Source organism: Serratia sp. Sp408 (assembly GCF_057180665.1).
Genome location: NZ_JBXUFT010000035.1, coordinates 1 through 319 on the forward strand (window position 1 = coordinate 1; position 319 = coordinate 319).

Below are 319 nucleotides of genomic sequence, written 5' to 3' on the forward strand. Positions count from 1 at the left end.
AGTTACATCGCGGGCGCCAACATGGTGGTGACGGTTGCGCTGAAGGATACGCACGGCAACCCGGTGTCCGGGAAGGTGGCTGTGCTGACGTCGGCAGCGGTGAACGTGTCGGGTGCGGCGAGCCAGAGCGTGACCTGGGCGGAAACTTTCGTCGGGTCGGGCAGCTACAAGGCGACCTATGTTGCGGCAGCGGCGGGTACGACGCACAAAGCCACTCTGACGTTGGGAAGCGAGCACAAGGACTCGGCTATCTACACCATTGCGGCGAGTGATGCGGTGGCGACCCAGTCAACCATCGAGCTGGACAAGGCGAGTTACA

General features: G+C 62.7%; 1 protein-coding gene. It reads left to right on the plus strand.

The genetic code is table 11. From position 1 onward, the window contains the following. On the plus strand, positions 1–319 hold a 319-nt coding region (locus AC2AXP_RS22735; protein WP_484381995.1), incomplete at both ends, for a hypothetical protein.